Annotated in this window: 27 protein-coding genes, 2 tRNA genes and 1 pseudogene; 18 read left to right on the top strand and 12 right to left on the bottom strand. The window is 73.6% G+C overall.

Annotation, left to right across the window (positions count from 1 at the left end; all coding sequences use genetic code 11):
* Window positions 1-51: 51 nt before the first annotated feature.
* Window positions 52-1,035, top strand: a complete 984-nt coding sequence (locus ACQPX6_RS21715; RefSeq protein WP_433782493.1) for a serine hydrolase domain-containing protein — start codon at window positions 52-54, stop codon at window positions 1,033-1,035.
* A 9-nt stretch (window positions 1,036-1,044) separates the two neighbouring features.
* On the opposite strand, the gene ACQPX6_RS21710 is transcribed toward ACQPX6_RS21715, so the two are convergent.
* The 4 genes from ACQPX6_RS21710 to map all read right to left on the bottom strand — a co-directional run bounded on the left by ACQPX6_RS21710 (window position 1,045) and on the right by map (window position 4,045).
* On the bottom strand, window positions 1,045-2,391 hold the full coding sequence (locus ACQPX6_RS21710) for a PP2C family protein-serine/threonine phosphatase (RefSeq protein WP_433782492.1): 1,347 nt from the start codon (window positions 2,389-2,391) through the stop codon (window positions 1,045-1,047).
* Between the two features lie 152 nt (window positions 2,392-2,543).
* Window positions 2,544-2,918: a VOC family protein gene (locus tag ACQPX6_RS21705; protein WP_433782491.1), complete on the bottom strand. Its 375-nt coding sequence runs from the start codon at window positions 2,916-2,918 to the stop codon at window positions 2,544-2,546.
* A gap of 25 nt (window positions 2,919-2,943) precedes the next feature.
* The gene (locus tag ACQPX6_RS21700; RefSeq protein ID WP_433782490.1) at window positions 2,944-3,195 is read right to left on the bottom strand and encodes a hypothetical protein; all 252 of its coding nucleotides are present in this window, start codon (window positions 3,193-3,195) and stop codon (window positions 2,944-2,946) included.
* Between the two features lie 43 nt (window positions 3,196-3,238).
* Window positions 3,239-4,045 carry a type I methionyl aminopeptidase gene (map, locus tag ACQPX6_RS21695; protein ID WP_433782489.1) on the bottom strand — a complete coding sequence of 269 codons (807 nt, stop codon included), beginning with the start codon at window positions 4,043-4,045 and terminating at the stop codon, window positions 3,239-3,241.
* A 51-nt stretch (window positions 4,046-4,096) separates the two neighbouring features.
* Between map and ACQPX6_RS21690 the strand changes: the two genes are divergently transcribed.
* Window positions 4,097-4,378, top strand: coding sequence for a helix-turn-helix domain-containing protein (locus ACQPX6_RS21690; RefSeq protein ID WP_433782488.1), 282 nt, complete (start codon window positions 4,097-4,099; stop codon window positions 4,376-4,378).
* A 68-nt stretch (window positions 4,379-4,446) separates the two neighbouring features.
* Here ACQPX6_RS21690 and ACQPX6_RS21685 read toward each other — a convergent pair.
* The 3 genes and pseudogenes from ACQPX6_RS21685 to ACQPX6_RS21675 all read right to left on the bottom strand — a co-directional run.
* A pseudogene (locus ACQPX6_RS21685) lies at window positions 4,447-4,665 on the bottom strand (HAD-IA family hydrolase); the annotation flags it as partial.
* A gap of 161 nt (window positions 4,666-4,826) precedes the next feature.
* Window positions 4,827-4,988 (bottom strand): hypothetical protein, encoded by a 162-nt coding sequence (locus ACQPX6_RS21680; protein ID WP_433782487.1) that lies wholly within the window; start codon window positions 4,986-4,988, stop codon window positions 4,827-4,829.
* A 43-nt stretch (window positions 4,989-5,031) separates the two neighbouring features.
* Window positions 5,032-5,105, bottom strand: a tRNA-Gly gene (locus ACQPX6_RS21675).
* 347 nt (window positions 5,106-5,452) lie between these two features.
* Here ACQPX6_RS21675 and ACQPX6_RS21670 point away from each other — a divergent pair.
* Window positions 5,453-5,526, top strand: a tRNA-Pro gene (locus ACQPX6_RS21670).
* A gap of 63 nt (window positions 5,527-5,589) precedes the next feature.
* Here ACQPX6_RS21670 and ACQPX6_RS21665 read toward each other — a convergent pair.
* Window positions 5,590-6,771 (bottom strand): IS481 family transposase, encoded by a 1,182-nt coding sequence (locus ACQPX6_RS21665; RefSeq protein ID WP_433781575.1) that lies wholly within the window; start codon window positions 6,769-6,771, stop codon window positions 5,590-5,592.
* A gap of 294 nt (window positions 6,772-7,065) precedes the next feature.
* Here ACQPX6_RS21665 and ACQPX6_RS21660 point away from each other — a divergent pair, with 294 nt between their 5' ends.
* Window positions 7,066-7,446, top strand: coding sequence for a DUF4180 domain-containing protein (locus tag ACQPX6_RS21660; protein ID WP_433782486.1), 381 nt, complete (start codon window positions 7,066-7,068; stop codon window positions 7,444-7,446).
* On the opposite strand, the gene ACQPX6_RS21655 is transcribed toward ACQPX6_RS21660, so the two are convergent.
* Both ACQPX6_RS21655 and ACQPX6_RS21650 read right to left on the bottom strand, forming a co-directional pair.
* Window positions 7,427-7,753, bottom strand: coding sequence for a YnfA family protein (locus tag ACQPX6_RS21655; protein ID WP_433782485.1), 327 nt, complete (start codon window positions 7,751-7,753; stop codon window positions 7,427-7,429). The genes ACQPX6_RS21660 and ACQPX6_RS21655 overlap by 20 nt on opposite strands.
* Before the next feature lie 11 nt (window positions 7,754-7,764).
* Window positions 7,765-8,553 carry a pentapeptide repeat-containing protein gene (locus ACQPX6_RS21650; RefSeq protein ID WP_433782484.1) on the bottom strand — a complete coding sequence of 263 codons (789 nt, stop codon included), beginning with the start codon at window positions 8,551-8,553 and terminating at the stop codon, window positions 7,765-7,767.
* Window positions 8,554-8,843: 290 nt separating this feature from the next.
* On the opposite strand from ACQPX6_RS21650, the gene tig reads away from it, so the two are divergent.
* The 4 genes from tig (at window position 8,844) to clpX (ending at window position 13,415) form a co-directional block, all read left to right on the top strand.
* A complete protein-coding gene (gene tig / locus ACQPX6_RS21645) occupies window positions 8,844-10,382 on the top strand; it encodes a trigger factor (RefSeq protein WP_433782483.1) in 1,539 nt (512 codons plus the stop codon).
* 185 nt (window positions 10,383-10,567) lie between these two features.
* The gene (locus ACQPX6_RS21640; protein ID WP_433788319.1) at window positions 10,568-11,167 is read left to right on the top strand and encodes an ATP-dependent Clp protease proteolytic subunit; all 600 of its coding nucleotides are present in this window, start codon (window positions 10,568-10,570) and stop codon (window positions 11,165-11,167) included.
* 19 nt (window positions 11,168-11,186) lie between these two features.
* Window positions 11,187-11,840 carry an ATP-dependent Clp protease proteolytic subunit gene (locus tag ACQPX6_RS21635; protein ID WP_433782482.1) on the top strand — a complete coding sequence of 218 codons (654 nt, stop codon included), beginning with the start codon at window positions 11,187-11,189 and terminating at the stop codon, window positions 11,838-11,840.
* A gap of 288 nt (window positions 11,841-12,128) precedes the next feature.
* Window positions 12,129-13,415 carry an ATP-dependent Clp protease ATP-binding subunit ClpX gene (clpX, locus tag ACQPX6_RS21630; RefSeq protein ID WP_433782481.1) on the top strand — a complete coding sequence of 429 codons (1,287 nt, stop codon included), beginning with the start codon at window positions 12,129-12,131 and terminating at the stop codon, window positions 13,413-13,415.
* Between the two features lie 19 nt (window positions 13,416-13,434).
* Here clpX and ACQPX6_RS21625 read toward each other — a convergent pair whose 3' ends face one another.
* Window positions 13,435-14,361, bottom strand: a complete 927-nt coding sequence (locus ACQPX6_RS21625; RefSeq protein ID WP_433782480.1) for an alpha/beta hydrolase-fold protein — start codon at window positions 14,359-14,361, stop codon at window positions 13,435-13,437.
* Between the two features lie 8 nt (window positions 14,362-14,369).
* A complete protein-coding gene (gene fdhD, locus ACQPX6_RS21620) occupies window positions 14,370-15,218 on the bottom strand; it encodes a formate dehydrogenase accessory sulfurtransferase FdhD (protein WP_433782479.1) in 849 nt (282 codons plus the stop codon).
* Between the two features lie 104 nt (window positions 15,219-15,322).
* On the opposite strand from fdhD, the gene ACQPX6_RS21615 reads away from it, so the two are divergent.
* Genes ACQPX6_RS21615 through ACQPX6_RS21570 form a run of 10 tightly spaced genes read left to right on the top strand, consistent with a single transcriptional unit; the run spans window position 15,323 to window position 23,888 of the window.
* Complete coding sequence (locus tag ACQPX6_RS21615; protein WP_433782478.1) at window positions 15,323-16,717, top strand: OFA family MFS transporter; 1,395 nt, start codon at window positions 15,323-15,325, stop codon at window positions 16,715-16,717.
* The gene (locus ACQPX6_RS21610) at window positions 16,714-16,821 is read left to right on the top strand and encodes an MFS transporter small subunit (protein ID WP_433782477.1); all 108 of its coding nucleotides are present in this window, start codon (window positions 16,714-16,716) and stop codon (window positions 16,819-16,821) included. The genes ACQPX6_RS21615 and ACQPX6_RS21610 overlap by 4 nt, the downstream gene beginning before the upstream one ends.
* Before the next feature lie 27 nt (window positions 16,822-16,848).
* Window positions 16,849-17,124, top strand: a complete 276-nt coding sequence (locus ACQPX6_RS21605) for a DUF6457 domain-containing protein (RefSeq protein ID WP_433782476.1) — start codon at window positions 16,849-16,851, stop codon at window positions 17,122-17,124.
* A gap of 11 nt (window positions 17,125-17,135) precedes the next feature.
* Window positions 17,136-18,704, top strand: coding sequence for a bifunctional tetrahydrofolate synthase/dihydrofolate synthase (gene folC / locus ACQPX6_RS21600; RefSeq protein WP_433782475.1), 1,569 nt, complete (start codon window positions 17,136-17,138; stop codon window positions 18,702-18,704).
* The gene (locus tag ACQPX6_RS21595) at window positions 18,701-19,069 is read left to right on the top strand and encodes a DUF4233 domain-containing protein (RefSeq protein WP_433782474.1); all 369 of its coding nucleotides are present in this window, start codon (window positions 18,701-18,703) and stop codon (window positions 19,067-19,069) included. The genes folC and ACQPX6_RS21595 overlap by 4 nt, the downstream gene beginning before the upstream one ends.
* Before the next feature lie 52 nt (window positions 19,070-19,121).
* On the top strand, window positions 19,122-19,526 hold the full coding sequence (gene ndk / locus ACQPX6_RS21590; protein WP_433782473.1) for a nucleoside-diphosphate kinase: 405 nt from the start codon (window positions 19,122-19,124) through the stop codon (window positions 19,524-19,526).
* A gap of 48 nt (window positions 19,527-19,574) precedes the next feature.
* Complete coding sequence (locus ACQPX6_RS21585) at window positions 19,575-20,564, top strand: hypothetical protein (protein WP_433782472.1); 990 nt, start codon at window positions 19,575-19,577, stop codon at window positions 20,562-20,564.
* 29 nt (window positions 20,565-20,593) lie between these two features.
* Window positions 20,594-22,558 carry a TIGR03960 family B12-binding radical SAM protein gene (locus tag ACQPX6_RS21580; RefSeq protein ID WP_433782471.1) on the top strand — a complete coding sequence of 655 codons (1,965 nt, stop codon included), beginning with the start codon at window positions 20,594-20,596 and terminating at the stop codon, window positions 22,556-22,558.
* A 2-nt stretch (window positions 22,559-22,560) separates the two neighbouring features.
* Window positions 22,561-23,085: an N-acetyltransferase family protein gene (locus ACQPX6_RS21575; RefSeq protein ID WP_433782470.1), complete on the top strand. Its 525-nt coding sequence runs from the start codon at window positions 22,561-22,563 to the stop codon at window positions 23,083-23,085.
* Window positions 23,085-23,888 (top strand): TIGR03936 family radical SAM-associated protein, encoded by an 804-nt coding sequence (locus ACQPX6_RS21570; protein ID WP_433782469.1) that lies wholly within the window; start codon window positions 23,085-23,087, stop codon window positions 23,886-23,888. The genes ACQPX6_RS21575 and ACQPX6_RS21570 overlap by 1 nt, the downstream gene beginning before the upstream one ends.
* Window positions 23,889-23,933 lie beyond the last annotated feature (45 nt).

Here is a 23,933-nt window from a genome sequence, read left to right as displayed (position 1 = left end):
CGGGAGGACTCGGAGGAGGTCTCCTCGAGCACCCACTTCCGCATCATGTCGATGACCAAGATGGTGGCGACGGCCGCGGCGCTGCAGCAGGTCGAGCGCGGGGAGCTCGACCTGGACGCCCCGGTCGACACGTACCGGCCCGAGTTCGCCGAGCTCCAGGTGCTCGACGGCTTCGACGGCGACACCCCGCGGCTGCGGGCGCCCGCGAGCCGGGCGACGGTCCGCCAGCTCGTCACCCACACCGCCGGGCTGAGCTACTTCTTCTGGAACGCCGACCTGGTGCGCTACGAGGCCGTCACCGGCCTGCCCAACGTCGTGCCCGGCGACGCGCGGGCGCTGCAGGCGCCGCTCGTGGCCGACCCCGGCACGCGCTTCGAGTACGGCATCAACACCGACTGGCTGGGCCGCGTCGTCGAGGCCGTCGCCGGCACGACGCTCGACGTCGTCCTCAAGGAGAACATCACCGGCCCGCTGGGCATGGACGAGACGGTGTTCGCGCTCGGTGACGCCCGGCAGGGCAACAAGACCCCCGTGCACCTCAAGGGCGAGGACGGCACCTGGGCCTCGGCGGGCAACGTCCTGCCCGACGACCCGGAGTGGTGGTCGGCGGGCCACGGCCTGCACTCCACGCCGCGCGACTACATCCGCTTCGAGCGCGCCCTGCTGCGCGGCGGCGAGCTCGACGGCGTGCGCATCCTGAGCCAGGAGATGGTCGACGCCGCGTTCTCCGACCAGCTCGGCGGCCTCGAGATGCCCACCGAGATCGCCTCGGCGGACCCGGCGACCACCGACACGCTGCACCTCGGCCCGGGCTGGACGTGGGGTTACGGCCTGCTGCTCAACACCGACGACGTGCCGGGCCGGCGTCGCGCGTGGTCCGGCGCCTGGGCAGGCCTGCTCAACACGCACTTCTTCATCGACCGCTCCACCGGCATCTGCGCGTCGATCTACACGAACTCGCTGCCGTTCATCAGCGAGCACGAGGCGTGGAAGCTCTACGGCGACTTCGAGTCGGCGCTGTACGCCGCCCTGTAGGCCGCCAGCTTAGGCCCCGACCCGCACGGCGAGGGCGACGACGTCGTCCTCGCCGGGCGAGAGCTCGGCGACGACCCGCTCGGGCAGCGTCGTGGCGTCCTCGTCGCGCAGCTGGTCCAGCCGCTCCACGAGCCGGGCGGTGCCGACGTCGAGGTCCTCCCCGCGGCGCTCGACGAGCCCGTCGGTGTGCAGGAACAGCAGCGAGCCGGCGGGCACGGCGACCCGCGCGTCGGTGCGGGGCCGCAGCAGCAGGTGCGGGAAGCCGAACATCGGGTCGACGCCGTCGAGCAGCTGCGGCGGCCGCCCGGGCGCGAGCAGGATCGGCGGCGGGTGGCCGGCGTTGCTCCAGGTCATCGCCCAGGTGCCGTCGCGCTCCTCCTGGAGGTGGGCGAGCACCAGCGTGCCGCGCGCGCGGGGCCCGACGATGTCGTCGGCGTCCTCGAAGGCCGCGACGACCCCCGACGGCGGCTCGCCGGCCCGGTCCCAGGTGGCCTGCCGCAGCATCGAGCGCACCTGGCCCATCTCGGTGGCCGCCGAGAGGGTGTGACCGGCGATGTCGCCGACGGACAGGACGAGCACGCCGCGGTCGTCGTCGTCGCCGTCGCGGGCGGGGAGCCGCACGACGTCGTACCAGTCGCCGCCCACGTCCTCGCGGCTGTCGGCGGGCGCGTAGTGCGCGGCCATGGTCAGCCCGCCGACCTTGGGCAGGGTCGCGAGCATGGCCCGCTGCAGGATGTGGGTGGCCGTGGTGCGGCTCTGGAGCTGCTGGCGCAGGCGCGCGTCGAGCTCGTCGCGCCGCTGGCGCTCGCGATCGGCATCGACGGTGGCCAGCCGCAGGCGCAGGGCGACCGAGCACATGCGCGCCAGGTCCTCGAGCGCGTCGAGCTGGGTCGGGTCCCAGCGCCGCGGCACCATGTCGAGCGCGCACAGCGAGCCGAGGACGTTGCCGGCCCCGTCGGTCAGCGGGAAGCCCGCGTAGGCGATGACCCCGAGGTCGCGGATCGCCGCGTTGTCGGCGACCAGCTCGTGCTCGCGGGCGTCCTCGACGATGAGCGGCTTCGCCGACATCACGACGTGCTGGCAGAACGAGTGCGTCAGCGGCGTCCGGCGCTCCCAGTCCAGGGGCTCGGGCAGCCCGCTGGCCCCGGGGAAGACCTGCTCCTCGGGGTGCACCAGCGACACCAGCGCGACGGGGACGCCCAGCCAGCGCCGCACCCGCCCGGCGAACAGGTCCATGTCCGGGTCCGGGTCCGCCGACAGCCCGGCCTCCGCGAGGGACCGGAGACGGGCGGGGTCGGCGAGGTCCGTGCAGCTCACGCCCAGCGGGGCCGGCGCCGCGGATCGGGGAGGGGTCATCCGGCCGACTCCCGGCGGCGGCGGTACCGGTGCTCGGGGCGCCCGTGCCCCGCGGGGACGCGGCGGGCGTCGGGCACCCGCATCCTCCCGGTGCCCGAGGGCCCGAGCCTACGGGAGTGCCGGGGGCGCCACGCCGGTTGCCGGACGCTGGTTCAGGCGCCGGGGACGAAGAGGCAGAACGGGTGCCCGTGCGGGTCGCGCAGGACGACGACGCCCTTGGCGGGCTGGTGCTCCTCGTGCGTCGCGCCCAGCGACAGCGCCCGCTCCACCTCGGCGTCGAGGTCCTCGACCAGCACGTCGAGGTGCCCCTGCATCTGCTGCGTGCCCGGGCGTGGCGGCCAGGTGGGCGCGACGTGGTCGGGCTCGAGCTGGAAGCTCAGCCCGGGCCGCTCCCGCTCGGGGTCGCGCAGGCGCAGGAAGGTCGGGTCGCACCCCTCGACGGTGACCCACCCGAGCAGCTCGCGGTAGAACGCGGAGAGCGTCGCCGGGTCCGGGGTGCCGAGGACGAACGCGCCGAGGGTGGCCATGGCGGCAGGGTGCCCGACCGGTCGGTCACGCGGGCGTCGTGGCCGCCCGCGCCGGGCCACTGACCAGCGCGCCGAAGGCGCCGGGGATCACCAGGTACGCGTCGATCCGCTCGATCATGTGGTAGCAGACGCGCCGCACCTCGGGGGTGGCCGTGTACCCGGCCGTCATGGCCAGGACGACGTCGGCCGCGCCGGCGCCCATCCACCCCAGGCTCGGCGCGACGTGGGCGAACACCAGGAGTTGCCGCGTCCTCCTGCCGACCCGGCTGCGTGCCACGCGATCCAGTCCGGGGTGCCCGGCCGGGTCGCGAGCCGACTGATCAGCCGCGCCCGACGGCCGGCGCGGGGGAGAGGGTGAGCACCTCGGGGCCGTCCGCGGTGACGGCGACGGTGTGCTCGATGTGGGCGGCGCGGCTGTGGTCGCGGGTGCGCAGGGTCCAGCCGTCGGGGTCCTCGTCGTAGGCGTCGGTCCCGCCCGCGATGAGCATCGGCTCGAGGGCGAGCACCAGGCCGGGGCGCAGCCGCACGCCGCGTCCCGGCCGGCCCTCGTTGGGGACGTGCGGGGCCTCGTGCATCTCGCGGCCGATGCCGTGCCCGCCGTGGTTCGCCATGAGCCCGTAGCCGGCGGAGCGACCCACCTGCCCGATCGCGTGCGCGACGTCGCCGAGCCTGGCGCCGGGCACGGCGGCGGCGATGCCGGCGTCGAGGGCGGCCTGCGTGGTGGCGATGAGGGCCCGGTCGCGGCGGGTGACCTCGGGGTCGGGGTGCTCGCCGACGAGGAAGGAGACGGCGGCGTCGCCGCTCCAGCCGCGGTACCGGGCGCCGCAGTCGACGCTGACCAGGTCGCCGGGCTCGAGCGCGTACCGGCCGGGGATGCCGTGCACCACGGCGTCGTTGACGCTGATGCAGGTGACACCGGGGTACGGCGAGAACGCCGGGGTCGGGCGGTAGCCCAGGAACAGCGGCTCGGCCTCGGCGGACGCGATGACCTCGGCGGCCACCGCGTCGAGCTCGTCGAGGCGGACGCCGACCGCCGCCGCGTCCCGGACGGCGTCGAGCGCCGCGGCGGTGATGCGGCCGGCCTGGCGCATCAGCGCGATCTCGTCGGGGGTCTTGAGCTCGATCACCGCGTCGCTCCAGGAGTTCGGGATAACTATCCCGGTATTAGTATCACGGTCATGGTGCGTGTGCCGCTGACCCCGCAGGAGCGCGAGCGTGGGCGTCGCCTGGGGGAGGTGCTGCGCGACGCGCGCGGCGCCCGGAGCATGACCTCGGTCGCCGCGGCCGTCGACATGCCGGTGGAGACGCTGCGCAAGATCGAGTCCGGCCGCGTGCCGACGCCGGCGTTCTTCACCGTCGCGGCCCTGGCCGCCGAGCTGACGCTGCCGCTGCGCGACCTGGTGGAGGCGTGCGAGGCGTGCGAGCCGGCGGTCGACGAGCCGCGGTCGCGCACGGCCTGAGCCGGGTCACGTCGCCCGGGCGATGAGGGCCTCGAGGGCCTGGCGTTGTCGCGGGAGTGCACGGCGTGCATCCCCACCGCGCGGGCGCCGTCGACCGCCCCCTCGACGTCGTCGAGGAACGCGGCCTCGGCCGGGCGGACCCCCAGCTGTCGGCAGTCGGTCTCGTAGGCACGGGGTTCGGGCTCGGCGACGCCGATCTCGTGGGAGTAGACGACCACGTCGACCAGGTCGGCGAAGCCGTACGCCGCCTGCTCGCGTTCGCGGGCCCCCACGAAACCGTTGCTGATGGATCCCGGTGCGCAGTCCTGGCCTCAGTCGGCGGGCCCAGGCGATCAGGTCGGTGTTCGCGACCCGAGGTACTGCTCCCACACGATCGCCATCAGCTCGTCGACCTTCGCGGCGCCGATCCCGAGACGGTCGCGGACCGCCGCGAGCACCTGGGCCTCGCTCACCCCGCCGACCGCGCGCCCGCAGCGAAGACGTCATCGAGGCGCTGGAGGACCGTCCCCGGCGGCAGGCCGAGGTCGTCCTCCCACCGGGCGTCGAAGTCCATCGCGGGGGTGATCTCGAGGACGCCGCCGACGTCGAGCACGGCCGCTCGGATGGTCATGCCCGGTCAGGCCAGGGCACGCTCCTGACCAGGCGCGACGCGGTGGAGCGGGCGACGGGAATCGAACCCGCGTAGCCAGTTTGGAAGACTGGGGCTCTACCATTGAGCTACGCCCGCGTGGACCTCACGGCCCGGTTCCACCGTAGCGGACGCCCCTCCCGTCACCCTTCCGGTGGGCCGACGACGGCTCCGGAGCATCTTGACCGATCGACTAGACCGATCCCTCCCGACGCGACGCCCAACCGATACGTCCCGGTAGGCGTCTCACCCTCGTCACGATGGGTTCGTCCGGACCCGTCGAACGGAAGGAGTCGGGGATGTCCAACGCGCAGAAGGCCGTCGACCAGATCGAGGCCCTGGAGGACGACCACATCGTCCGCGGACTCGACTGAGACGCTGCGTCGCGGACCGGGAGGCGGCGGCGCCTCCGCGGTCCACACCCGCCGCCCCTATGCTCGCCGGCACGGGGTGTAGCGCAGCTTGGTAGCGCACTCGCTTTGGGAGCGAGGGGCCGTGGGTTCGAATCCCGCCACCCCGACCGTTGTGATGTCTCAGGACATCCCGGACGCCCGGACCCACGTTGTGTGGGTTCGGGCGTTTGTCATTTCGGGGTCGGTGGGTGTCGGGGCTGGTAGTCGCGGGTGAGGTCGATCTCGAGCTCGCGGAGGAGTTCGCCGGTGGCGGCGTCGATGACGCGCACGTGGCGGTCCTGGGTGAGCAGTAGGACGTGGGTTCCGCTGTGGGGTCGGCCGATGCCGATGTGGCGCAGCCGGCCGGCGACGCGCAGGGTGACCGTCCCGGACTTGTCGATCTTGTCGGTGCGGACGCGGTGGTGGGTGTCGGTGGTGCGGTCGGCGCCGGGGGCGGCTTTGGGGCGGGCGGTGTAGGCGGTGGCCGGGGTGGCGCGGTGGGCGAGCGCGCGGTGTGGCCGCTGGTGGTTGTAGGTCTCGACGAAGCGGTGGAGCAGGGCTTGGAGCTCGACGATCGTCGCCGGTGGGTGGGGTTGTGCGCGCAGCCAGTTCTTCAGGGTCTGCTGGAAACGTTCGACCTTGCCGCAGGTCGTGGGGTGCGACGGTCGGCTGTTCTTCTGGGTGATGCCGCGGCGGGCAAGTTCGTGCTCGAGAGCGGTGCGACCGCCGCGGCGCGAGGCCAGCCGGACGGTGTAGACCATGCCGTTGTCGGTCAGGGTCGAGGCCGGGAACCCGTGCGCAGCGGCCGCGGTGGCGAAGGTGGCGGCCACGATTCCGGCGGTGACTCGGTGGTGGGCGGTCACCCCCAGGGCGTAGCGGGAGTGGTCGTCGAGCCAGGTGATGATCTCGACGTGGGCGCCGCCGGCAAGGCGGTGGTGGGTGAAGTCGGACTGCCAGCACTCATTGGGGTAGGTGGCCTCGAAGCGCAGGTAGGACGACTTGGGGCGCTTGGCCGGGGTCGGCACGACCTGGCTGTGGCGGGCCAGGATTCGGTGGACCGTGGCCCGCGAGATGGCCACGCCCTGGTGGTGGGCCAGGTGCCAGACGATGGTGTCCGGCCCGGCGTCCAGGCCCTGCCCGGCGAGGCGTTTGCGCAGCTCCAAGACCATCTCGATCGTCTCCGGCGGGGTGGCCCGCGGCGAGGTCTTCGGTCGCCGTGAGCGGGCCCGGAACGCCCCGTCACCCTCGGCGCGGTAGCGGGCGAGCAGCTCATAGACCCAGGACCGCGACACCCCGTACTCGCGCGCGACCTGCGCGACCGGCCGCTTCTCCACGACCACAGCAGTGATCACCAGACGCGCCTTGGACGACATGCACGAGCGTCCCGAGCCCGTCCGGGATCACCCGCGACATCTGTCCGGCATGTCGTGAGACACCTGTCCGGGATGTGTTGAGACACGACACCGCCACCCCGACCGTCGCCGCGCTCCGCCGGTGGACCCGCCCCCTGCCGGTACGCACACCGTGACCAGGCATGCTCGGGACCAGCGGTTCACCTCGGCAGCCGCGGCGGCGGCCCTGCCGCGACAGGTGGCTCTTCGCCGGCAGGGCCGCCGACCCTGCCGAAATCGCTCGATCGCCGCGCGTCGGCGTGGTGCGCTCTCCGCGTGACGAACCCCGCGACCACCACCGAACGCCACGGCGTGCGGGTCCTGCTGCTACCCGCCGACGGCCCGGCCATCGCGACCGAGACCGACGCGACGGACGTGATCGGCGAGGCCTACGGCGGCGAGGCCGAGGTCGTCGCGGTGCCGGTCACGCGCCTCACCCCGGACTTCGTCCGGCTGGCCAGCGGGGTCGCGGGCGCCGTCGTGCAGAAGTTCGTGCAGTACCGGCTGCGCCTGGTCGTGGTCGGCGCGCTCGAGCACCTCGGGGAGGCGACCGGGCCGGTGGCCGACTGGGTGCGGGAGGCCGATCGCGGGCGCGAACTGTGGTTCGTCGCCGACCTCGACGAGCTGGACGCGCGGCTCAGCGGGGCGCGTACATGATCACGCCGACCCCGGCGAGGCAGATCAGGGCGCCGAGGACGTCGAAGCGGTCGGGCCGGTAGCCGTCGAGCACCACGCCCCACGCCAGGGAGCCGGCGACGAACACGCCGCCATAGGCCGCGAGCACCCGGCCGAACGCGGCGTCGGGCTGGAAGGCGGCGACGAAGCCGTAGAGCCCGAGCGCGACCACCCCGAGCGCGGCGAACCACCACGCCCGGCCCTCGCGCAGCGCCTGCCACACGAGCCACGCGCCGCCGATCTCGAGCACCGCGGCCAGCACGAACAGCGCGATCGAGCGCAGGGTCACGGCGGCGGACGCTACGGGAGCCAGTGGGCCGGTCGGCCGAGGTGCGCGGGGACGGTGGTCGCGGCGTCGCCCCGGGCGGCGGTGAGCTGGGGCGCGGTGAGCAGCAGGGTCCCGGCGAGGCGGGCGCCGCGGAGGTCGGCGCCGCGCAGGTCGGCGCCCAGGAGCTCGGTGCGGTCGAGGTCGACCCCGCGCAGGTCGGCCCCGACGAGCAGCGCACCGCGCAGGCGGGCGGCGCGCAGGTCGCGACGGCGGAGGTCGGCGCCGACGAGGTCCGCGCCCCGCAGGTCGGGGCCCGGCGCGCCGGCGTGGGCCTCGGCGACGAGCTCGTCGAACAGCGCGCCGGCCTCACGGCGGACGGCGCCCACGTCGAGGTCGGCGAGCGCCCCCGCGTCCCGCGCGACCATCTCCTCGACCCGCGCGCGGAGCTCCCGCGCCTCGTCGCCGACGGAGGAACGGGCGGCCTCGTCGAGCAGCGCGAGCACCTCGTGCAGCGGACGCAGGACGTCGAGCGCCGCGAACATCGCCGGGTCGCGCCGCGCCGACCCGCCGAAGGTCACCTGCACCACCTGCTGGCCGGCGCCGAAGCAGTCGAACACCACGCAGCCCGGGAAGCCGCGATCGCGCAGGCGGTCGTGGATGCCGCACGCGTGGTCGGCACCGAGGTGCGGGCAGGGGGTGCGGGCCGGCTTGTCGATCGCGAAGTCGGCCGAGGCGGCGAACGCCGGGCCGACGCAGCACAGCGCCAGGCAGCGGGAGCAGTCCGCCGCGCGCGGCGCCGGGCCGGTGATCGAAGTACCCATACGGACACTCATCGTCCGCGACGCCACTTCGCTGACATCCTCCGACCCCTGCTCGGCGGGGCCGCCACACGCCGCGGACCGGGCGCCACGGCGCGTGGTCGGGGGTGACGTCTAGACTCGCCGCCACGCCCGGGCGGGCGCGCAAGCAGGTGCAGGCACCGGTCCCCGGTGCTCCTCGACCGTGAGCGGTGAGGGTGGCCTCCCGCGTCGCGCCTCGGACCCGATCGGGTCCGTACATCCGTACGGCGCCGGTCACCCGCACGTTGCCCTGCCCCGAGGAGAGACGACCAGTGAAGTCCACCGTCGAGCACCTGTCGCCGACGCGCGTCAAACTCGCCGTCGAGGTGCCCTTCGACGAGCTCAAGCCCAACTTCGACCGGGCCTACCGCGAGATCGCCAAGCAGGTGCGCATCCCGGGCTTCCGTCCCGGCAAGGCGCCCCGGCAGATCCTCGACCAGCGCGTCGGTCGCGAGGTCGTGGTCCAGGAGGTCATCCGCGAGGTCGTGCCCGCCAAGTACGGCGAGGCCGTCACGGAGGCCGAGGTCCAGCCGCTGGGCCAGCCGGACATCGAGGTCGCCCCGACCGAGGGCGTGGACACGCTCTCCTTCACCGCCGAGGTCGACGTCCGGCCCGAGATCACGGTGCCGGACTACGCGGCCATCACCGTGTCCGTCGACGCGGCCGAGGTCACCGACCAGGACGTCGACGACCAGCTCAAGGGCCTGCAGGCGCGCTTCGGCACGCTCACCGGCGTCGACCGCGCGGTGCAGAACGGCGACTTCGTCGTCATCGACCTCGCGGCCAGCGTCGACGGCGAGGCGATCGAGGAGGCCCAGGCCACGGGCATGTCCCACGAGGTCGGCTCGGGCCAGCTCATCGACGGCCTCGACGAGGCGCTCGAGGGCATGACCGCGGGCGAGACCAAACAGTTCACGACGAAGCTGGTGGGCGGCGAGCACGCCGGCTCCGACGCCGAGGTCACGGTCACCGTGCAGACGGTCAAGGAGCGCCAGCTCCCCGAGGCCGACGACGAGTTCGCCCAGCTGGCGAGCGAGTTCGACACCCTCGACGAGCTCAAGGACGACCTGCGCACCCGCCACGCGCGGGTCAAGAAGATGGAGCAGGGCAGCCAGGCGCGCGACCGCGTGCTCGAGGCGCTGCTCGAGGCCGCCGAGGTGCCGCTGCCGGAGGGCATGGTGCAGGCGACGCTCGAGGCCCGCGCGCACGACGCGGTCCACGAGTTCGACCACGACGAGCAGAAGCTCACGGAGTACGTCGAGTCGCAGGGCCAGACCCGCGAGGAGTTCGACGCCGAGCTGCGCGCCGACGCGGAGCGCACCGTGAAGGTGCAGCTGCTCCTCGACGAGATCGCGCAGAAGGCCGAGGTCCGGCCCGACCAGAACGACCTGATGCAGAACCTCGCGATGCAGGCGCAGCGCTACGGCCTCAGCCTCGAGGACTTCATCCAGCAGGCGCAGCAGGCGGGCCAACTGCAGTCGATGATCGAGCAGATGCAGGTCGAGACGGTGCGCGGCAAGGCGCTCGCCACCGTCGTCCGCGCCGCCACCATCACCGGTCCCGACGGCGAGGAGCTCGACCTCTCCGAGCTGTTCGGCACCGACGGTGACGACGCTGACGACGCCGCCGACGACGAGGACGCCCCCGCCGCCGAGGGCGCCGACGCGGCCGCCGGCCCGGCGGACGGCTCGGAGGTCGCCGCCGCCGACACCGACGCGAGCGACCCGGAGTCGCCGAGCTCGCAGGTGGAGGCCGACGGGGACGCCGACACCGAGGTCGTCGGCGCGCCCGACTCGACCACGCGCGCCTGACCGTCGGCGCCTCTCCGACGCATCGCTCGGCCAGGAGCGAACACGGGCCGCCGGCGGACTGTCCGGACCGTCCCGGTGGTTACTGTCGATGTCGGTGGGCCCGCCCGACGCCAGACCGATCACCCCAGCCAGAGAAAGCAGGGACACAGGTGACCCAGCACCTCTCCGACCCGGCCGGAGCGGTCATGCGCGCCGCCGGCTCGTCGATGAGCCTCAACGACTCGGTCTACGAGCGCCTCCTGCGGGAGCGCATCGTGGTCCTCGGTCAGGAGGTCAGCGACAACATCGCGAACCAGATCTCGGCCCAGCTGCTGCTGCTCTCCGCCGAGGACCCGAAGTCCGACATCACGCTCTACATCAACTCGCCCGGCGGCTCGGTGTCCGCGGGCATGGCGATCTACGACACCATGGAGTGGATCGAGCCCGACGTCTCCACCGTCGCCATGGGTCTCGCCGCCTCGATGGGGCAGTTCCTGCTCTCGGCGGGGGCTCCCGGCAAGCGCCTGGCCCTGCCGCACGCGCAGATCATGATGCACCAGCCCTCGGGTGGCCTGGGCGGCACGGAATCGGACATCACCATCCGGGCCGAGTCCATGCGCAAGCTCAAGCGCCAGCTCGCCGAGCTGATCGCGCAGCACACCGGCCAGACCTTCGAGCGGATCACCGAGGACTCGGACCGCGACCGGTGGTTCGACCCGTACGAGGCCCTGGAGTACGGGTTCATCGACCACGTCGTCGCGCGCTCGACCGAGTCGCGCGGCAACGGCAACGGCACCGCGTCCTGAGACAGGAGATCGAGAGCGAATGAGTGAGCTCCACGTGCCCGGCGGCACGGCTCCGGCCTCGCCGCAGGGGCGCTACATCCTCCCCTCTTTCGTCGAGCGCACCAGCTACGGCGTCAAGGAGTCCAACCCCTACAACAAGCTCTTCGAGGAAAGGATCATCTTCCTCGGGGTGCAGATCGACGACGCGTCGGCGAACGACGTGATGGCGCAGCTGCTGTTCCTGGAGTCGAACGACCCGGACCGCGACATCACGATGTACATCAACTCGCCCGGCGGCTCGTTCACGGCGCTCATGGCGATCTACGACACGATGCAGTACGTCCGCCCGGACATCGCCACGGTGTGCCTCGGGCAGGCGGCGTCGGCCGCGGCCGTCATCCTCGGCGCCGGTGCGCCCGGCAAGCGCCTCGCGGTGCCCAACGCCCGGGTGATGATCCACCAGCCGGCCACCGAGGGCTTCTACGGCCAGGCGTCCGACCTGGAGATCCAGGCCGCGGAGATCACCCGCATGCGGCGCCTCATGGAGGACACGCTGGCGCGGCACACCAACCGCAGCGCCGAGCAGATCCGCACCGACGTCGAGCGCGACAAGATCCTCACGGCCCCCGAGGCCAAGGACTACGGGCTCATCGACGACGTCGTCGCGAGCCGCAAGCTCTCCGCCCAGCGCTGACCCCGTCAGGGGCCGTCGACCGGTCCCGGGCCGCCCCGTGCACGCGGGGCGGCCCCGGCCGGGGTGGGTGTGTCGGCGCGCCGGCGCACCCGGCGCAGCGGACCGACCGTCCGTCGAGGCACCCCCGACCGCGCGCCGTGCGCAGCGCCCCCCGCGGGCCTGCGACCTGCACGATCCACGACATCCGTGACCGTCGCGAACCTCCCCGTTCGGTGGGGTGGACGGGTACGGTCATCACGTTGAGCGCACCGACCGCGGTGCGCCGGAGGGGACACGAGGTCTGCTGCGATGGCACGCATCGGCGACGGCGGGGACCTGCTGAAGTGCTCCTTCTGCGGAAAGAGCCAGAAGCAGGTCAAGAAGCTCATCGCCGGTCCCGGGGTGTACATCTGCGATGAGTGCATCGACCTGTGCAACGAGATCATCGAGGAAGAGCTGGCCGAGGCCGGTGAGGTCAAGCTCGACGAGCTGCCCAAGCCGACCGAGATCCACGAGTTCCTCGACCAGTACGTGATCGGCCAGGACGCCACCAAGAAGACGCTCTCCGTCGCCGTCTACAACCACTACAAGCGGGTGCAGGCGGGCGAGAAGAACCGCGAGGGCAGCCGCAGCGACGACACCGTCGAGCTGGCGAAGTCCAACATCCTCATGCTCGGCCCCACCGGCTGCGGCAAGACCTACCTCGCGCAGACCCTGGCCAAGCTGCTCAACGTGCCCTTCGCCATCGCCGACGCCACCGCGCTCACCGAGGCGGGCTACGTCGGCGAGGACGTCGAGAACATCCTGTTGAAGCTGATCCAGGCCGCCGACTACGACGTCAAGCGCGCCGAGACCGGCATCATCTACATCGACGAGGTCGACAAGATCGCGCGGAAGTCGGAGAACCCGTCGATCACGCGCGACGTCTCCGGCGAGGGCGTGCAGCAGGCGCTCCTGAAGATCCTCGAGGGCACGACGGCGTCGGTGCCCCCGCAGGGCGGGCGCAAGCACCCGCACCAGGAGTTCATCCAGATCGACACGACGAACGTGCTGTTCATCGTGGCCGGGGCGTTCGCGGGTCTGGAGAAGATCATCGCCGAGCGCGTCGGCAAGGGCGGGCTGGGCTTCGGCGCCGACATCCGCTCGAAGGCGGAGATGGAGTCGGCCGAGTCCTTCGGCGACACGCTGCCCGAGGACCTCATCAAGTTCGGCCTGATCCCCGAGTTCATCGGCCGCGTGCCGATCGTGGCCTCGGTGTCGAACCTCGACCAGCCGAGCCTCGTCCAGATCCTCACCGAGCCGCGCAACGCGCTGGTGAAGCAGTACCAGAAGCTCTTCGAGATGGACGGCGTCGAGCTCGAGTTCGCCCCCGAGGCGCTCGAGGCCATCGCCGACCTCGCGATCCTGCGCGGCACCGGGGCCCGGGGCCTGCGCGCGATCATGGAAGAGGTCCTCAACCCGGTCATGTACGACATCCCGAGCCGCGACGACGTGGCCAAGGTCGTGGTGACCGAGCAGACGGTCAAGGAGAACGTCAACCCGACGATCGTCCCGCGCCAGCCCTCGCGCCGGGAGCGCCGGGACAAGTCGGCCTGAGCCGGTCCCGCGCGGGCGCTCAGCCCGCGCGGCGGGCGCCCGCGCCGGCCACCTGGTCGTGCGCGTGGCGGCCGAGGAACCCGATCACGTCGGGCAGCACGCGGGCGTAGTAGACGCCGTCGTGGCGCCCGGGGCTGATCGCGCCCACCTCGGGGCGGGCCAGCGCGATGTACCGGCGGGTGGCGTCGACGAACGGGTCGCGGTCGCCGCACCAGATGCCGGTGGGCACCCCGGCGAGCTCGCCGAGGAAGCGCAGCGGGTCGTTCGCCTCCCAGTCACCCTGCCCCCGGAACGGCCGCCGCACGGCGACGCGCCAGTCGGTGAACAGGCCCGGGCTGATGGCCGCGACGGCACGCACGGGCCGCCGACGGCGCGCCCGCTCGCGGGCGTAGAGCATGGCCCCGGCCCCGCCCATGGACACGCCCGTCGCCAGCGCCGGTTCGCCGGGCAGGTCGCCGCGGGCCGGCGCGGTCGCGAGGCCGCGGTCGCGCAGCCAGACCGGGAGCTCGTCGAGCACCATGCGCAGCGGGTCGTCGCCGCGGGCGTAGGGGTGCCAGTAGTTGTCGCCGCCGTCGACGGCGACCATCGCGAACGCCGGGACCCCGCGCGCCCACGCGTCGCCGAGCATCCCGCGGTTGCCGGGCTCGGCGTACCAGGTGGCGTTGCCGCGCAGACCGTGCAGGCCGAGGCACACCGGCAGGCGCGTGCGGTCGATGCCGGGCGGCAGGACGGTGACGAGCCGGACGCGGCGCCCGCGGGCGGGGGAGTCGACCCACTCGACCGTGCTGAGCGCGTCGGTCGGGCTCGGACGCCGCGGCGGGTCGGGGATGCGCTGCGGTGGCGGCGCCGGGCTGTCCTGGCCCACGAGCAGGCCACCGACCCCCACCGCGCCCGCGACACCGAGGGCGCCCGCGGAGCCGAGGAGGAACCGGCGGCGGGAGAGCACGGTCGGCCTCAGCCGCCGACCAGGGGCGCGTCGGCCGTCACGATCCGCTCGGTGCCCGCGTAGACGTTCATCGACTGCCCGCGCAGGAAGCCCACGAGGGTCATCCCGGTCTCGCGGGCCATCTCCACCGCCAGCGACGACGGCGCCGAGACGGCGGCGAGCACCGGCACCCCGGCCATCACGGCCTTCTGGGTGAGCTCGAACGACGTCCGCCCCGACACCATGAGCACGGTGCCCGACGCGGGGACGCCGCCCGCGAGCAGGGTGTGGCCCAGCACCTTGTCCACCGCGTTGTGCCGGCCGACGTCCTCGCGCGCCACGATCAGCGTGCCGTCGGGACGGAAGAGGCCGGCGGCGTGCAGCCCGCCGGTGGTCTCGAACACCGCCTGCGCCGCGCGCAGCGTGTCGGGCAGGCCGACGAGCACCTCGGACGTCACGCGCACCGGGTCGTCGCCGGGGGCGTAGCGGGTCTTCGTCCGCACCGCGTCCAGCGAGGCCTTGCCGCACACCCCGCACGACGAGGTCGTGTAGAAGCGCCGCTCCACCGAGTCGTCGGGCGGCGGGACGCCGGGGGCCAGCGCGACGTCGAGGACGTTGTAGGTGTTGCGACCGCTGTCGTCGACCGAGTCGCAGTAGCGGGCCGTCGCGACGTCCTCGCGGTCGCCGATGACGCCCTCGGTCAGCAGGAAGCCGTGGGCGAGCTCGACGTCGTGGCCGGGCGTGCGCATGGTCACCGCTAGGGCGCGCCCACCGACCCGGATCTCCAGCGGCTCCTCGGCGGCCAGCGCGTCGGGGCGCCGGCGGGTCTGCCCGTCCTCGATGTGCAGCACCGGGCGTCGCACCGTCACACGTCCCATGGGCGGGCTCCGTTCGGTCGCAGTGTGAGGTCGCTGTGTGTGGGTGTTCACCCACATGGGTACGGGGCGGTCAACCGGACGGTGGCGGCGAAAGGGGACCAACCATGGCCGGCGGCTTCTTCGATCGCTCCTCCATCGTCGCACCACCAGGATGGAGTCGCTGGCTCGTTCCCCCCGCTGCGCTGGCGGTCCACCTCGCGATCGGGCAGGCGTACGCGTGGAGCGTGCTCAAGACCGGTCTGGGCCAGGGGCTGGGCCTCTCGGGCACCGCGACGGCCCTGCCGTTCCAGCTCGCGATCGTCATGCTCGGCCTCTCCGCCGCGTTTGGCGGCACGATGGTCGAGCGGCGGGGCCCGCGCTGGGCGATGTTCGTGTCCACCGTCTGCTTCTCGGCGGGCTTCCTCATCTCGGCGGCCGGCATCGCCGTCGGCCAGTTCTGGCTGGTCGTCGTCGGCTACGGCTTCGTCGGCGGCATCGGGCTCGGCATCGGCTACATCTCGCCGGTCTCGACGCTGATCAAGTGGTTCGCCGACCGCCCGGGCATGGCCACGGGCATCGCGATCATGGGCTTCGGCGGCGGCGCGCTCATCGCGCAGCCCATCGAGAAGCAGCTGCTCGCCGGCTTCGGGACGACCCCGGCCGGCCTGTCCCAGACGTTCCTCGTCATGGGCGTCGGCTACGCGATCTTCATGTCGGTCGGCTGGCTGCTGGTCCGCGTCCCGGCCGACGACTGGCAGCCCCCGAACCCGCCGCAGGCCTCGCCCGGCGCCACCGGCTCGGGCCCCGCGGTGTCGGCGGCGACCGCCATCAAGCTGCCGCAGTTCTGGCTGCTGTGGGTGGTGCTCTGCTTCAACGTGACCGCGGGCATCGGCATCCTGGAGAAGGCGCAGCCGATCTACCAGGACTTCTTCGCCACCAGCGGCCCGGCACCGGTCATCGCCGCGGCCGCCGGGGCGTTCGTGTCGATCCTCTCGCTGGCCAACATGCTCGGGCGCTTCGTGTGGTCGTCGGCCTCCGACGTGATCGGCCGCAAGAACATCTACCGGATGTACCTCGGGGTCGGCGCCCTGCTCTACCTGGTCATCCTCATGTTCGGCGAGGGCAACAAGGTGATCTTCCTGATCGCCTCGATGCTGATCCTCTCGTTCTACGGCGCCGGGTTCGCCACGGTGCCCGCGTACCTCAAGGACCTCTTCGGCACCTACCAGGTCGGCGCCATCCACGGCCGCCTGCTCACTGCGTGGTCCGCGGCCGGCGTGCTCGGCCCGCTGATCGTCAACGCCGTGGTCGAGGCCCAGGGCGACGTCGCCGGCCCGTCCAAGTACACCGTGTCCTTCTCGATCATGATCGCGCTCCTGGCCGTCGGCTTCGTGGCCAACGAGCTCATCCGTCCGATCGACCCGAAGCACTTCGTCGCCGACTCCGAGCGCGGGGGCGTCGAGGACGCCGGCGTGTCCGGGGGCCCGGGGTCGGAGCGCAACCAGGAGGTGTCCCGATGACCGCCGGCCGCACCGTGCTCACCGTCTTCGTGTGGGCGTGGGTCGTGATCCCGTTCCTCTACGGCGTCTGGTCGCTGCTGCAGAACGTGGGCGCCCTCTTCTAGGGGCCCGTTTCTAGGAGACTGTCAGGGGTGAGCACCCTCTCCGACTGGATCGACGACGTGGCCCGCGAGCTGGGCATCGACGAGCTCGGCGAGCTGGTCGACCCCGAGGTCGTCCAGCCGCTCGTCCTCGACATGACCCGCGACGTCGCCCACGGTGTCGCCCGTCCCGCGGCCCCGATCACCGCCTACCTGCTCGGGCTCGCCGCGGGCCGGGCGGCCGGGTCGGGACCGGGGGAGCGGGAGCTCGCCGAGGGGTGGGCCGAGCACCTGGCGGCACGGGCCCGCGAGCGTGCACAGCCGTAGCATCGAGGGCGATGACCAGCGACGACCGATGGGGAAGCGTCCACGCCGACCAGGACGCGGCCGGCGACGGCGACGCCGACGAGCTGGCCCAGCTCCTGGCGATGGCGGGCGGCGGTGACGACACGGGCTCCGGGCCCGGCGGGGGAGCCCTCGCCGACGCCCTGAGCCAGGGCGTGACGACGGGGCCGGTCGACGACGCCCCGGGCCGCGAGGCCGACGACGCCGAGTCGCTCGCGGCGCTGTTCGCGGTCGAGGCCGAGCTCGACCAGCGGTGGCCCGAGACGCGCATCGCCCCGTCGCTCGACCGCATCCGGGCGCTCGTCGAGGTCCTGGGCGACCCGCAGCGGTCGTACCCGGTGATCCACGTCGCGGGCACCAACGGCAAGAGCTCGGTCACGCGGATGATCGACGCGCTGCTCACGCGCATCGGCCCGCGCACCGGGCGGTACACGAGCCCGCACCTGCAGCGGGCCACCGAGCGCATCGCGCTCGACGGCGTGCCGATCAGCGCGCGGCGCTACGTCGAGCTCTACACCGAGCTGGCCCCGTACCTCGGGATCGTCGACCGGGCGCAGGGTGACGGGCCGAAGCTCTCGAAGTTCGAGGTGCTCACCGGCATGGCGTTCGCCGCCTTCGCCGACGCCCCGGTCGACGTCGCGGTGCTCGAGGTCGGTCTCGGCGGGAGCTGGGACGCCACCAACGTCGCCGACGGGGTGGTCGCCGCGATCACGCCGGTCGACATCGACCACGTGAACTACCTGGGCCCCGAGCTCGGTGGGATCGCGGCGGAGAAGGCCGGGATCATCAAGGAGGGGTCGGTCGCGCTCATGGCGCAGCAGGACCCCGCGGCGGCGTCGGTGCTGCTCGAGCGCGCGGTGTCGGTCGGCGCCGAGGTCGCGCGGTCCGGGATGGAGTTCGGGGTGCTCGCCCGCGAGGTCGCCGTCGGCGGCCAGCACCTGCGCCTGCAGGGCCTCGGCGGCGAGTACGACGACGTCTACCTGCCGCTGTTCGGCGAGCACCAGGCGGCGAACGCGTCGCTGGCGCTCGCGAGCGTCGAGGCGTTCTTCGGGGCCGGCGCGTCGCGCAAGCTCGACATCGACGCCGTCCGCGACGCCTTCGCCTCGGTGCGCGTGCCCGGGCGCCTCGAGCGCCTGCGTGTGGCCCCGACCGTCGTCGTCGACGCCGCGCACAACCCGCACGGGGCCCGCGCCGCCGCGAAGGCGGTGCGCGACGAGTTCTCGTTCCGCCGCCTGATCGGCGTGGTCGCGATCCTCGGCGACAAGGACGCCGAGGGCATCCTGTCCGCGCTCGAGCCGGTGCTCGACGAGGTCGTGATCACCGCGGTGTCGTCCCCGCGGGCGATGGACGCCGACGAGCTCGGCAGCCTCGCCGTCGGGTTCTTCGGCGCCGACCGCGTGGTCGTCGAGACGCGCATGGACGCCGCGCTGGAGACCGCGATCGGGCTGGCGGAGGAGACCGACGACGCCGAGACCCCGGTCGCGGGCGCCGGCGTGCTCGTCGTCGGCTCGGTGGTCGCCGCCGGCGAGGCCCGCACGCTGTTGGGGAGGGAGCCGGCGTGAGCTCGACGGGAGCCGAGGCCGCGCGGGCGTTCCGGGGGCCGGCGAGCGCCGCCCTGAGCCTCGAGGTCGTCATCGTCCCGCTGGCCCTGCTCGTCATGGACAAGACCGAGGGCGGGCTGACCCCGGTCAAGATCGCCTGGGTGGTCGTCCTGACCGTCGGGATGATCGTCGCCATCGCGACCTTCTCGCGGCCGTGGGGCCTGCCGCTGGCCCTGGGCCTGCAGGTGCTGATGCTGCTCGGGTGGGTCGTCTCGCCGGCGCTGGGCATCCTCGGGCTGGTCTTCTGCCTCGTGTGGGCGGGGATGCTGTGGATGCGCCACGAGGTGCTGCGGCGCCACGCGCGATGGGCCGACCAGGGGGGCTGAGCGGCCTCGTTAGGCTCCCCGGCGACAGACGGTCGACTCTGAGGGGAATGACGTGGACGAGCGCACCCTGGTGCTGGTCAAGCCCGACGGCGTGCAGCGCGGTCTCATCGGCGAGGTCGTGTCGCGCATCGAGCGCAAGGGCCTGCGCCTCGCGTCGCTGGAGCTCAAGACCGTCGACCGGTCGCTCGCCGAGCAGCACTACGCCGAGCACGAGGGCAAGGGCTTCTACGAGGAGCTGATCTCCTTCATCACCTCGGCGCCCGTCGCGGCCATGGTGGTCGAGGGCCCGCGCGCCATCGCCGCGTTCCGCCAGATCGCCGGCGGCACCGACCCCGTCGAGAAGGCCGTCCCCGGCTCGATCCGCGGCGACCTCGCCCTCGAGACGGGCTCGAACATCGTCCACGGCTCGGACTCGACCGAGTCCGCCGACCGCGAGATCAAGCTCTGGTTCGGCTGAGCCGCGGCGGGGAGTGACGGGGGCGCCCGGCACTCCTACAGTCGCCCCATGTCCCACCCCGGGGCGGCGCACCCGCGCGGCGCGCCGGCCCGGGGCCGGACCGCACGGCGTGTGCTCGCCGCGGTGCTGCTGGTCGGGCTCGCCGTGGAGGCCGGCCACCAGCTCGGGGCCGGCGCCCACACGGCCGACCACCCGGTCATCGACGACGGGCTGCACTCCGCGCTCATCCTCGCCTCGAGCGCGCTGTGCGCGTGGGGTGCCCGCGCCCGGCGACCGGGCCCGGCCCGCGCGGCGTGGTGCTGCTTCGCCCTCGCGCTGCTGCTGTTCGCGGCCGGGGAGATCGCCTGGGGAGTGCTGTACGGCGGCGGCGGCGACGTGCCCACGCCGAACCCCACCGACGCCCTGTACCTCGCCACCTACCCGCTGTTCATGGCGGGCCTCGTGTTCATGGTCCGGGCCCGGGTGCTCGACGTCCCCTGGCACCGGTGGCTCGACGGGCTCGTCCTGGTCCTCGTCGTGGCCACCCCGGGCGTGGTCCTCGTGATCGAGCCGGTGCTGGCGACCGCGCCCCTCGACCCCCTCGGCCAGTTCGTCACCGTCGCGTACCCCCTCGGTGACGTGCTGCTCCTCGGCGCGCTGCTCGGCACCCTCCCGCTGATGTCGTGGCGGCTGGTCGGCAGCTGGCCGTGGGTCGGCGCCGGCCTCGTCTGCCTGACCGTCGCCGACTCCGCCTACAGCCTCACCATCGCCGACGTGGTGTCCCACGACGGGCCGTACGACTTCCTGTGGAGCGCGGGGGCCCTCGCCTTCGCGGTCGGGTCCACCCGCCTGCCCGCGGGCGCCCGCGCGTCGCGGGAGATCACCGGCTGGCCCGCGATCGCCCTGCCCCTGGGCGCGCAGCTGTTCGCCGTGGCCACCCAGGTCTACGGCTGGTTCCGCCCGCTGCCCAACGCGGAACGGCTGCTGACCATCGCCGTCCTCGCCGTGGCCATCGCCCAGATCGTCGTGTCCCGACCCCGGCCGGGCGCGAGGACGTGACGGTGGCGGGCGGTCGTTACCCTGACTCCGTGGTCGATTCCGTGTTCGAGCAGCTGGAGCCGTTGCTGCCCCGGGTCCGCAAGCCGGTGCAGTACGTCGGCGGCGAGCGCAACGCGGGGACCAAGCCGTGGGACTCGGTGCCGGTCCACTGGGCGCTGTGCTACCCCGACGCCTACGAGGTCGGGCTGCCCAACCAGGGCCTGATGATCCTCTACGAGGTCCTCAACGAGCGCCCGGACGCGCTCGCCGAGCGCACGTACGCCGTGTGGCCGGACCTCGCGGCCCTCATGCGCGAGCACGGGGTCCCGCAGTTCACGGTCGACGGGCACCGGCCCGTGGGCGCCTTCGACGTGCTCGGCGTCTCGTTCGCCACCGAGCTGGGCTACACGAACCTGCTGTCGATCCTCGACCTGGCGGGCGTCCCGCTGCACGCCGCCGCCCGCGACACGAGCCACCCGCTCGTGCTCGCCGGCGGGCACGCGGCGTTCAACCCGGAGCCGATCGCCGACTTCGTGGACCTCGTCGCCCTGGGCGACGGCGAGGAGGTCGTCGGGGAGATCACCGACGTCGTCGGGGCGGCGAAGGCCGCGGGGCTGAGCCGCCGCGAGACCCTCGAGCGCCTGGCCGCCGTGCCCGGCGTCTACGTCCCGGGCCTCTACGAGGTCAGCTACGGCGCGGACGGGGCGATCGCCGCCGTCACGCCCACCAGCGACGCGGCCCCGGCGCGGGTCCACAAGCGCACCACCTCGGACCTCGACGACTGGCCCTACCCGAAGGCCCCGCTCGTCCCGATGGCCGAGACCGTCCACGAGCGCATGAGCGTCGAGATCTTCCGCGGCTGCACCCGTGGGTGCCGCTTCTGCCAGGCCGGCATGATCACGCGACCGGTGCGCGAGCGGTCGCCGCAGGGCGTCGGCGAGATGGTCGAGCAGGGGCTCAAGGCGTCCGGGTACGACGAGGTCGGCCTGCTGTCGCTCTCGAGCGCCGACCACTCGGGGATCGGCGAGATCGCCAAGGGCCTCGCCGACCGCTACGAGGGCACCGGCACCGGCCTGAGCCTGCCGAGCACCCGCGTCGACGCGTTCAACGTGACCCTGGCCGAGGAGCTGACCCGCAGCGGGCGGCGCTCGGGCCTGACGTTCGCGCCCGAGGGCGGCTCGGAGCGGCTGCGGCGGGTGATCAACAAGATGGTCTCCGAGGAGGAGCTCATCGCCACCGTCTCCACCGCCTACGAGCACGGCTGGCGGCAGGTGAAGCTGTACTTCATGTGCGGTCTGCCCACCGAGACCGACGAGGACGTGCTGCAGATCGCGTCCATGGCCCACGAGGTGATCCGCGCCGGGCGCAAGGCCGCGGGCCGCGGGGACATCCGCACGACGGTGTCGATCGGCGCGTTCGTGCCCAAGCCGCACACCCCGTTCCAGTGGGCAGGCCAGGCCGCGCCCGAGGTGGTGGACGGGCGGCTGCGCAAGCTGCGCGAGGCCATCAACTCCGACCGGAGCCTGGGCCGCAACATCGGCCTGCGCTACCACGACGGCCAGCCCAGCCTGGTCGAGGGACTGCTCAGCCGCGGCGACCGCCGCGTCGGGCGGGTCATCGAGCGCGCCTGGCGCGACGGCCAGCAGTTCGACGGCTGGAGCGAGCACTTCTCCTACGAGCGCTGGATGGGCGCGGCGGAGGCGGCGCTCGACGGCGTCGACGTCGCGTGGTTCACCACCCGCGACCGCGACGAGCACGAGATCCTGCCCTGGGACCACCTGGACTCGGGGCTCGACCGCGGCTGGCTCTGGGACGACTGGCAGGACGCGCTGGCCTCGCAGGAGCAGGACGACTGCCGCTGGACGCCCTGCTTCGACTGCGGCGTGTGCCCGACGATGGGCACCGAGATCCAGATGGCGCCCCCGGGGCGTCCCTCGCTGCCGATCACGCCCGTCGGGCACCGCACGTCCACGCCGGTGCGCAACCCCGCGTTCGCCGCCGACCCCGGCGCCTGACCGTGACGACGGACGACCCGTCGGCCGACGCGCCGGAGGTCCGCGTCCGCCGGGCGGGCGCCCCGGACGGCGACGCCGTCGCCGCGCTGCGCCGCGCCTGGGTGGAGCAGCGCGGGCGCGTGCGGCCGGGGAGCGACCCGGGCTTCGAGCACGGGTTCGCGACGTGGTGGCGCGCGGAGCTCTCGCACCACGCGGTGTGGGTGGCGGAGGTGCGCTCCTCGCCCGACGAGTGGCGGGTGGTCGGTTCGCTGGACGTCGCCGAGGTCGCGGCGATGCCCGCCCCGGGGCGGCCGGGGGAGCGGTGGGGGTACGTCGGCAGCCTCGTCGCCCTGGGCGCCGCGCCCCGGGGCGTGCCGCGGCGGCTGCTCGGCGCCGCGGTCGCCCACGCCCGCGACCGGGGGCTCGCGCGGCTCGTGCTGCGCCCGTCGCCGGCGGGCGCGGCGTTCTACCGGGCGGCCGGGTTCAGCCCGGCCGGCGACGACATCGTGGTCCTGCCCACGGCGGGCGGACCGGGAGGGAGAGGCTGATGGGCTCCCGAGCGGCGGCGAAGGCCGGGGAGGCGCCGCACCCGTCGGCGCCCACGGTGGCCAAGCTGCGCATGCGCTACGCCAAGCGGGGTCGCGCGCGCTTCAGTTCGCACCGCGACATCGCCCGCACCATGGAGTGGACGCTGCGCCGCGCGGGCGTCCCGGTGGCCCTGTCGCACGGCTTCAGCCCGCACCCGAAGCTCTCGTGGATCGGCGCCGCCCCGACGGGCGCGGCGAGCGAGGCCGAGTACCTCGAGATCGGCGTCACCGAGGAGCTCGACCCGGCCGCGGTCGCCCGGGAGGTCGACGCGGTGCTGCCCGACGGTCTCGCGGTGGTCGAGGTCGTCCGGGCGGGCCCGGGCGCGCTCGCCGACCGGATCGACACCAGCTGGTGGCACATCGAGACGCCGGGCGTGGGCGACGAGCAGCTCGCCCCCGCGGTCGCGGCGTTCCTGGCCGCCGGGGAGGTGACGGTGGAGCGCCTCACCAAGAACGGTCCCCGTCCCCTCGACGTGCGAGCGTCCGTCGCCGAACTGGGGCTGACGCTCACCCGGACGGGGGAACCGAACGGCACGGACCGGGAGGACCGTGCACGAGCGGCGACGTGTGGGAGACTGATGGCGGTCGTACGGCACACCACGCCGGCCGCACGACCCGACGATGTGTGCGGTGCACTCCGCGCCGTCGCCGGCCTCGAGTTCCCGGAGCCCGCCAGGGCCACCCGACGAGCCCAGGGTCGGCTCGACGAGCGCGGGGAGCTGATCGACCCGTTCGCGGCGGACCGCGCGGCACCCACCGCGTAGCCGCGAGCGGACGATCGGCCTCGGTGCTTCCACGTCGCCGCACCG

The sequence above is a fragment of the Actinomycetospora sp. CA-101289 genome (genome assembly GCF_050955895.1).
Taxonomy (GTDB): Bacteria; Actinomycetota; Actinomycetes; order Mycobacteriales; family Pseudonocardiaceae; genus Actinomycetospora.
Note: the sequence above shows the minus strand (reverse complement) of the source record. Positions and strands in the feature narration are given on the sequence as shown.

Coding starts and splice junctions, on each gene's coding strand:
- ACQPX6_RS21715 (WP_433782493.1), top strand. CDS start 52: ATGACCAAGATGGTGGCGACGGCCGCGGCGCTGCAGCAGGTCGAGCGC.
- ACQPX6_RS21710 (WP_433782492.1), bottom strand. CDS start 2,391: ATGACCCCTCCCCGATCCGCGGCGCCGGCCCCGCTGGGCGTGAGCTGC.
- ACQPX6_RS21705 (WP_433782491.1), bottom strand. CDS start 2,918: ATGGCCACCCTCGGCGCGTTCGTCCTCGGCACCCCGGACCCGGCGACG.
- ACQPX6_RS21690 (WP_433782488.1), top strand. CDS start 4,097: ATGGTGCGTGTGCCGCTGACCCCGCAGGAGCGCGAGCGTGGGCGTCGC.
- ACQPX6_RS21680 (WP_433782487.1), bottom strand. CDS start 4,988: ATGACCATCCGAGCGGCCGTGCTCGACGTCGGCGGCGTCCTCGAGATC.
- ACQPX6_RS21665 (WP_433781575.1), bottom strand. CDS start 6,771: ATGTCGTCCAAGGCGCGTCTGGTGATCACTGCTGTGGTCGTGGAGAAG.
- ACQPX6_RS21650 (WP_433782484.1), bottom strand. CDS start 8,553: ATGGGTACTTCGATCACCGGCCCGGCGCCGCGCGCGGCGGACTGCTCC.
- ACQPX6_RS21640 (WP_433788319.1), top strand. CDS start 10,568: ATGCGCGCCGCCGGCTCGTCGATGAGCCTCAACGACTCGGTCTACGAG.
- ACQPX6_RS21635 (WP_433782482.1), top strand. CDS start 11,187: ATGAGTGAGCTCCACGTGCCCGGCGGCACGGCTCCGGCCTCGCCGCAG.
- clpX (WP_433782481.1), top strand. CDS start 12,129: ATGGCACGCATCGGCGACGGCGGGGACCTGCTGAAGTGCTCCTTCTGC.
- fdhD (WP_433782479.1), bottom strand. CDS start 15,218: ATGGGACGTGTGACGGTGCGACGCCCGGTGCTGCACATCGAGGACGGG.
- ACQPX6_RS21615 (WP_433782478.1), top strand. CDS start 15,323: ATGGCCGGCGGCTTCTTCGATCGCTCCTCCATCGTCGCACCACCAGGA.
- ACQPX6_RS21610 (WP_433782477.1), top strand. CDS start 16,714: ATGACCGCCGGCCGCACCGTGCTCACCGTCTTCGTGTGGGCGTGGGTC.
- folC (WP_433782475.1), top strand. CDS start 17,136: ATGACCAGCGACGACCGATGGGGAAGCGTCCACGCCGACCAGGACGCG.
- ACQPX6_RS21585 (WP_433782472.1), top strand. CDS start 19,575: ATGTCCCACCCCGGGGCGGCGCACCCGCGCGGCGCGCCGGCCCGGGGC.
- ACQPX6_RS21570 (WP_433782469.1), top strand. CDS start 23,085: ATGGGCTCCCGAGCGGCGGCGAAGGCCGGGGAGGCGCCGCACCCGTCG.